The sequence below is a fragment of the Actinomadura sp. HBU206391 genome, from assembly GCF_014323665.1.
In the GTDB taxonomy this organism is placed as follows: Bacteria; Actinomycetota; Actinomycetes; order Streptosporangiales; family Streptosporangiaceae; genus Actinomadura_C.
Window position 1 is genome coordinate 1 of the sequence record NZ_JABVEB010000257.1, and the last position, 7,292, is coordinate 7,292.

Genomic DNA, 7,292 nt, shown 5'->3' on the forward strand with positions numbered 1-7,292 from the left:
CCTCGGCGATCATCGCCCGGGCTCGTACGGCGCCGTGCCGTCGACGTGCAGATCGGCGCGGGCACGGGTGCCGTCCGCGGCGAAATGGGCCTCTTCGCAGCGGCTCCACCGATCCCAGCTCTCGGCGAGGTGCGGGCCGTCCCGCACCAGCGTCCGGTCGCGTCGCACGTCCTCGGGGGCGTCGATCCAGACCCGGCAGGCGGCCGGCGACCCTCGCCACGCCGCTCCGACGCCTTCGAGCAGCAGTACGGGGCCGGCCGGGATCTCCACCCGGTCGCCGTAGGAGCCGAGCCGCCAGTCGTAGCGCCGGTATCCGCCGGGGCGCCCGGCCGCCAGCGGGCGGAGGACCTCGGCGGCCAGCGGCGGCCACCACGCCAGCGGGTCGCCGTCCCACGGCACCGGGAAGTCGTCCGAGCGCACCACCGGCGCCTCGCCCAGCGACCGGGCCAGGATGCCGGCGAACGTCGACTTCCCCGCACCGCTCGGGCCGTCGATCGCCACCACCCGCACGGGCCCGCACGAGGGCGCCAGCGCCCGCACCCGCTGTGCGAGCGCCGAATATGTCGTGATCGCCCCTGTCATACCGGCATACTCCCAAAGGGGACGCGGTCGGCCGTCGCCGCCCGTGGCCTCCCGCCCCCTGACGTGATGGAGATCCACCTTGTCGGACCCGACCGCTGTCCGCCTCGACCAGGCACGGGCCCACGTGCTCCGCAAGCAGGGCTTGGCCGGGGCCGGGCGCAGTGGTGTGGCCGACGTCGTCACCGCCACCGCCGGGATCTACGGGACCGCGCCGACCTGCTATCTGTCCTGTGCGGCCAGGCTTGGAGACTTCCGCCTCGGCCACCTCGACGAGGAGCTGTACGTCAAGCGAGGCCTGGTCCGGCTTCGCTGCATGCGCGGCGGCATGAGCTACATCGAGCCGCTCGACCTGTTGCCCGCGCTCTTCGCGTGCACGGGCGAGGCGCCGGAGAAGACCGTCAAGCGCACCGCCAAATGGACCGGGCTGACCGAGGCCGAGATCCTCGCCTTCGCGGACCGGATCGAGGCGGCCATGGCGGGCAGGCCGCCCGTGACCGTACGGCAGATCCGGGAACTGCTCGCCGCGGATCTGCCCGGCGACGGGTCAGCGCTGCAGATGACGGTCGCGCTGCTCGGCAGGACCGGCCGGATCGTACGCTCCGAAGTGCGCGGCTCCTGGCGCAGCGACAACTACGCCTACGCGCTCTGGACCGACTGGCTCGGCACGCCGCTCGACCCGATCGAGCCGGCCGCCGCGCGGGTCGAACTCGCCCGCCGCTACCTGCGCGCCTTCGGACCGGCGACCGCGAACGACCTCAAGTGGTGGACCGGCTGGACCAAACGCGACACCGCCACCGCGCTCGCCGATCTCGGCGATGAGATCGTCGCGGTGTCGCTCGAAGGCGCCGACGCGTGGGCCACGGCCGACGAGCTGGACCGGCTCACCGGCACCGACGCCGACGAAGGCCGGGGAGTACGGCTCCTGCCGGTCTGGGACGCCTACTTCATGGGCTACGCGACCTCGCCGGCCGGCCGGGTCCGCCAGGTCGACGAGGCCGACTACACCCGGGTCTACGACAAGTCCGGCAACGGAACGTCCACGGTCATCGTGGACGGCATGGCGGCCGGTATCTGGGAGCTCGACCACGACAAGGGCACGGTCACGGTGGCGCCCTTCGGAGCCTCTCTGACGGAGCGCTGGGGTGATCTCGAGACCCAGGTCGCCCGGCTGGGCGAGGCGATCGGCACCGACCTGCGGGCGGTGCGGACCGCCACGCCCGGGCCCCTCGGTGACGGCCCCCGCAACACCTACCTGGCGCCGATCTCACTGCGCGCCGACCGACCCTGAGCATCGGCCGACCTGCGTGAACGACACTCCGGTGCGGCCGTCCGACGCGGGGGCACTCCGCCCGCCTGACATCGATTTGATGGAATGGGTTGATGACCGCCCGCGTCGACGCCCGCGCGCTGGTGGCCCGGGTACTGGACGCCGGGAGCTGGATCTCCTGGGACGACTCACCACAGACGCCGAGTTCCGGGCCGGGCGCCCCGGCCGGATCCTGCTACGAGCGGGACCTCGCCGCCGCGCGAAGGCGTACGGGCTATGACGAGGCGGTCGTCACCGGCGAGGGAACGCTGTGCGGCCGCAGGGTGGCCCTCGTCATGTGCGAGTCCTCGTTCCTGGGCGGATCCATCGGGACCGCCGCCGCCGAGCGGCTCGTCCGCGCGGCCGAGCGCGCCACCGGGCAGGGTCTGCCGCTGCTGGCGGCGCCCGCGTCCGGCGGTGTCCGCATGCAGGAGGGCACGACCGCGTTCGTGCAGCTGGCCCGGGTCGCGGCGGCGGTGACGCGGCACCGCGCGGCCGGGCTGCCCTTCCTGAGCTACCTGCGTCATCCCACGACCGGCGGTGTCCTCGCGTCGCTGGCGTCGCTCGGGCACTTCACGGTGGCCGAGCCCGGCGCGCTGATCGGTTTTCTCGGCCCCCGGGTGTACGAGGCGTTGTGCGGGGAGTCGTTCCCGCCGGGCGTGCAGACCGCGGAGAACCTCTACGCCCACGGGGTCATCGACGCGGTGGTGGCCGTGGAGGAGTTCGGCGCCGTCGCCGCCCGTGCTCTCGACGTGCTGTGCGCGCCGCGGCATGCGACGCAGCGGGGACGCCCCGGCGCTGCTCCGGCGGAATCGGGGCATCCCCGCTCCGTACCAACCGATGTGCCCGCCTGGGAGGCGATCGAACGTACTCGCCGCGATGACCGGCCGGGCGTGCGCGACGTACTGCGGGTGGGAGCTCGGGACGTCACGGTGTTGTCGGGCACCGGCGAGGGCGAGACCGAGCCGGGAGTGGTGCTGGCGCTGGCCCGGTTCGGCACCGCTCCCTGCGTCGTCGTGGGACAGGATCGCCATGGGCAGCGGATCCGCCCGCTCGGTCCGGCCGGGCTGCGGGTGGCGCGGCGTGGCATGCGGCTCGCCGCCGAACTGTGGCTGCCCGTCGTGACGGTCATCGACACTCCCGGCGCCGCGCTCTCGCCAGAGGCCGAGCAGCGCGGCCTGGCCGGCGAGATCGCCCGTTGCCTCGCCGACCTCATCGCAGTTCCGGCACCGACCGTGAGCGTCCTGCTCGGCGAGGGCGCCGGGGGAGCGGCCCTCGCGCTGCTGCCGGCGGACCGGGTTCTGTGCGCCCGGCATGCCTGGCTGTCCCCGCTGCCACCCGAGGGCGCGTCCGTCATCCTGCACCGGACCACCGACCGCGCCTCGGAGATGGCGCAGGCGCAGGGGGTCCGGTCGCTCGACCTGCTGCGCGACGGCATCGTCGACCGGGTGATCGCGGAGTGCCCCGACGCGGCCGACGAGGCCGAGGAGTTCTGCGGCCGGGTCGCCGGGGCGCTGGCGAGTGAACTGGCCGACCTGCTCGACATGGACGAGTCCGCCCGCCCTGCGGCTCGGCGCCACCGCACGTTCGACCGGTGGCGTCCTCGTGCCTGACGACGTGCGTCACAGCCCCGCGCTCGTCCACCTCGGGGTTCTCCGTCCCGGCGTTCATCCGATCCCCCTGGCGGCGGCCGGGCTGCTGCTCGTGGCCGTACTGGCCGTCGCCGTCGTACGGCCTCGCATGGTGCCCGAGGCGGCCGCCTCGGTGCCGGCCGCCGTGCTGGCGGTCCTGACCGGGCTGCTGCCGTGGCGGCTCGCCGTCGAGGAGCTGGCCGCCCTCGGCCCCACGGTGGGATTCCTGGCCGCGATACTCCTGCTCGGCCACCTGGCCGCGGGCGAGGGCGTGTTCACAGCGGCGGGATCGGTGATGGCGCGGGCGTCGCGCACGGACCCGCGGCGCCTGCTCGGCCTGGTCTTCGCGATCGGCGCGGTGGTGACGGCCGTGCTCAGTCTGGACGCCACCGTGGTCCTGCTCACCCCTGTCGTCTTCGCCACCGTGCGCAAAGTCGGCGTCACGGCACGGCCGCACGTCTACGCCTGCACGCATCTGGCGAACGCCGGATCGCTTCCACTGCCGGTCTCGAACCTGACCAACCTGCTGGTGTGCGGCGCCGTCGGTCTGACCTTCACGCATTTCGCCCTGCTCATGACGGGGCCATGGCTCGCGGCGCTGGCCGTGGAGTACGTTGCGTTCCGCTGGTTCTTCCGCGACGAGCTGCCGCCCACGCGGCACCCGCGCCGGCGCGGAGCGGCCGGCGTGCGGCCCGGGCACGTGCCGGTGTTCGCCCTGGTGACGCTGGGATCCACACTCGTCGGATTCGCGGTGAGCTCGCCGCTCGGCATCGGCCCGGTCTGGCCGGCCGTCCTCGGCGCCGTGACGCTCGGTGCCAGGGCTCTGGTGCGCCGCCGCACCACCACCCGGCGGCTGGTCATGGCGGCGAGCCCCGGGTTCTGCGTCTTCGTCCTCGGCCTCGGGGTGACGGTCCGGGCGGTACAGCACGCCGGCCTGGACCGGCTCGTCGAGCCTCTGCTCCCGGTCTCGGCAGGGCTGGCCGCGCTTCTGGCGATGGCGGCCGTCGCGGCCGTCCTCGCCAATCTCGTCAACAACCTCCCGGCCGTGCTGGTGCTCGCGCAAGGGCTGGCCGGTCACCCGCATGCCCCCGGCCTGTTGCTCGCCGCCCTGATCGGCGTCAACGTCGGGCCCAACCTGACCTACGTCGGGCGCTGGCGACGCTGCTGTGGCGGCGGATCCTGTGCCACCACGACACCGAGCCGCTCATGGGCGAGTTCCTCGGCCTGGGCGTGCTCACCGTGCCGCCAGGCGGTCACTGCCGGGGCCGTGGCTCTGTGGGCGAGCATCCGGGTCTTCGGGGCCTGAGCGGCGAGGAGGCGGCGGCGCCGCCCCCGCGGGTCGTGGTCTGCCATGACCGCGGCCGGTCATGCCCGCCCCTAGGCGGGGTCTTGGATCGGTCGGCGCCGGAGATGCCTTCGGCGGAGCTAATCCCCTGGTGGGATCGTGATGGACATGTCGATCGGAGTGCTGAGGCCGACCGCCATCGCCGTCATGGCGCTGCCGACGATCCTGGTCGCGGGGGGATGCGCCACTGACGAGGACGGCTCGCGCGAAACCGCGCCGGCCACGACCGCGCCGTCCGGGACCGTACCGTCCACGACCGTGCCGCCCGGGTCCCCGCCGGCCGGCGCCGCTCCGGGGCCGGAGCACTCGGCGCGGGGTTCGGCGTCGGTGTCGCCGAGCCCGGCCGAGCGCACGGGCACGGCCGCGTGCCTGCACGGGCGGTGCCGGGTCGCGGTGTCACCTGGTACCAGGATCAGGCTCGACGGCCGGTCCGGGCCCACCGAGCTCTCGGTCGTCGGGGTCGACCATGACGAGGTCAGCATCAAGACGACCTCCCGTCACGGGACCGGCACCGCGCAGACCGGGCCGGGGTGCAGCCTGGTCTTCCAGCCGGACGGCAGTGGTTCCTACTGCGGACAGGAGCCCGAGATCGAGGGCCGTGGGCTCATCGTCCGGGTGCTGTCGGTCAGGGGCGGCACCGCCGTGCTCGACCTGTCGTCCCGGTAACCGCGATCCCGACGTCGGTGGACACCGCTCCGGCGCATGAGTGTGAACAGGACGTATGAAAAGGCTCGGGATGGAATGCACCACATTGGGTCACTGCGGGCTGACCATATGCCAGGTGCCCGATGGCGTGATCCAGATCAATAGCCCCGGCCACGGTTGGAGCAGTTTCCAGGCGGGATGCTGCTTCAAGCGATGGTGTTTTCGACATAAAGGGGACAGATTGCAGCGGCATGTTCTGGCGCCTTTGTGCCAGGGGATCGTGTGATCGAGGTCGCAGCGTTCCGCTTGGCGGTTGCACGTGGGAAATGCGCATGTGCGGTGGCGGCCGGCTCGGGAGGTAGATCCCGCAACGCCAGATCAGCGGTGCCGCTGGAGTTGGGAAACAGCTCCATGCGGCGGTCTTGACCGCCGCTTTCTTTCGCTCCCGGGCGGCTTCGGGGCCTGCCGCCCTGATCGCTTCTGTGACCCGCCGGCGGAGCTTGCCGGTGGTCAGCGCGCGTGCTTCGGCGATGATCGCCGCCTCCACCGCGCCCGCCAGCGCGTCATCCAGCCCGCGTACGGCATCGATGATCACCTCGGCGCGGCGCATGTCGATACGGCCGGTCCTCAAGGCGACCCGGGTGAGCGGAAGCTGTTCGGCGAGCTGCTCAGAGCGCACCACGAGCACGGAGGCGGCGGTAGCGGTCAAGGTCAGCGCCAGCGAGACCTCCTCGGTCACGATCTCGTGGATCCCCACGTGCCCGTAACCGGCGGCCGCCGGACCGTTCTCGCTCTGGTGCCGGCGGCGTGACAGCTCCGCCACCGCCGACATCTCCCGCTCCTGCGCCCAGGAGGTCTGCCGCCGAGAGGCCGCCATCACCTCCACCAGTTCCTCATCCGACAACTCCGCCAACCGTACATCGGCCAGCACGCATGCCAACCGGGGCCCCGGAGGCGACTCCGTCCACTGGCCTGTACCGATTGGCCCGTTTCCGATTGGCCCGTTTCCGATTCCGGCATTCTTTAGCGATAATATGATTGATTTGCTCGAAAATTCGATATCGGGTGCGCGCATGAAAGGCGCGCCAAAACGGCCGGGCCCGTAGGGCGGTCTGTTGGGCCAGGCGCCTCAGACGAAGAGGCTGGCGAAGAGCACGAGCACCAGGCCGACGACGGAGATGACGGTCTCCATCACCGACCACGACTCGATGGTCTGTCCCACAAACGGCCACCAGCCACGCCAGCAGCAGAACCGAGAGCCCGCTGCCCTCGACCCAGTCGGCGACGACCTTGCCGATGCCCGTGTCGATGAGGGTCTGCTTGAACCCGCCGCCGGCCGCGACGATGAGCAGGATGCCCGCGATGGGCGGCAGTGACTGCTCCCGAGACCTGGCGAGGGTCTGCCGGTCCATCCCGCGCCGCGTCCGAAGGTGACCATCGCCACGACGACCGCGATCGGCAGCGTGACCAGCGGGGTGCCCAGCACGTCCAGCGCGCTGCGGACGTGGTCGTCCTCTGGCGTCGGCGTCCATCCTCCTCGACCGGGACTGGACGCCCGCGATTCCGACGGAGACCGTCACGTGGATTCACGCTCCGGAGGCGAACTGTCGGCGGCGTCCGTGCGGGCCCGCCCCCAGGCGATCAACCTGGTCACCGCCCTGCTCGTCCCCACCGGATGGCGGCCCATGCGCGGTGTGATGGGCTTCGCCGGCACGTCGATGCCGCCTGTTCCCCGTGACTCCATCCAGCCGCCGGAGCGGCTGAAGCATCGCGTGCGGTGGGC

Annotated in this window: 7 protein-coding genes and 1 pseudogene; 5 read left to right on the forward strand and 3 right to left on the reverse strand. The window is 72.4% G+C overall.

Annotated elements, in window-relative coordinates; translation table 11 throughout:
- Positions 1-9: 9 nt before the first annotated feature.
- Complete coding sequence (locus HKK72_RS33285) at positions 10-582, reverse strand: uridine kinase (RefSeq protein WP_187238395.1); 573 nt, start codon at positions 580-582, stop codon at positions 10-12.
- 79 nt (positions 583-661) lie between these two features.
- Here HKK72_RS33285 and HKK72_RS33290 point away from each other — a divergent pair, with 79 nt between their 5' ends.
- From HKK72_RS33290 to HKK72_RS33305, 4 genes are all read left to right on the forward strand, one after another.
- A complete protein-coding gene (locus tag HKK72_RS33290; RefSeq protein ID WP_187238396.1) occupies positions 662-1,870 on the forward strand; it encodes a winged helix DNA-binding domain-containing protein in 1,209 nt (402 codons plus the stop codon).
- Positions 1,871-1,962: 92 nt separating this feature from the next.
- Complete coding sequence (locus HKK72_RS33295) at positions 1,963-3,501, forward strand: carboxyl transferase domain-containing protein (RefSeq protein WP_187238397.1); 1,539 nt, start codon at positions 1,963-1,965, stop codon at positions 3,499-3,501.
- A complete protein-coding gene (locus HKK72_RS33300) occupies positions 3,494-4,825 on the forward strand; it encodes an SLC13 family permease (RefSeq protein ID WP_222721455.1) in 1,332 nt (443 codons plus the stop codon). The genes HKK72_RS33295 and HKK72_RS33300 overlap by 8 nt, the downstream gene beginning before the upstream one ends.
- Positions 4,826-4,972: 147 nt before the next feature.
- Positions 4,973-5,530, forward strand: coding sequence for a hypothetical protein (locus tag HKK72_RS33305; RefSeq protein ID WP_187238398.1), 558 nt, complete (start codon positions 4,973-4,975; stop codon positions 5,528-5,530).
- Here HKK72_RS33305 and HKK72_RS33310 read toward each other — a convergent pair.
- Complete coding sequence (locus HKK72_RS33310) at positions 5,490-6,440, reverse strand: DUF222 domain-containing protein (protein WP_187238399.1); 951 nt, start codon at positions 6,438-6,440, stop codon at positions 5,490-5,492. The two genes, HKK72_RS33305 and HKK72_RS33310, sit on opposite strands and share 41 nt — an antisense overlap.
- 352 nt (positions 6,441-6,792) lie before the next feature.
- Positions 6,793-7,041, reverse strand: a pseudogene (locus HKK72_RS42525) (hypothetical protein); the annotation flags it as partial.
- Between HKK72_RS42525 and HKK72_RS33320 the strand changes: the two are divergent.
- Positions 6,940-7,292 (forward strand): hypothetical protein (locus tag HKK72_RS33320; protein WP_187238400.1); only part of this gene is annotated, 353 nt, incomplete at its 3' end. The pseudogene HKK72_RS42525 and the gene HKK72_RS33320 overlap by 102 nt on opposite strands.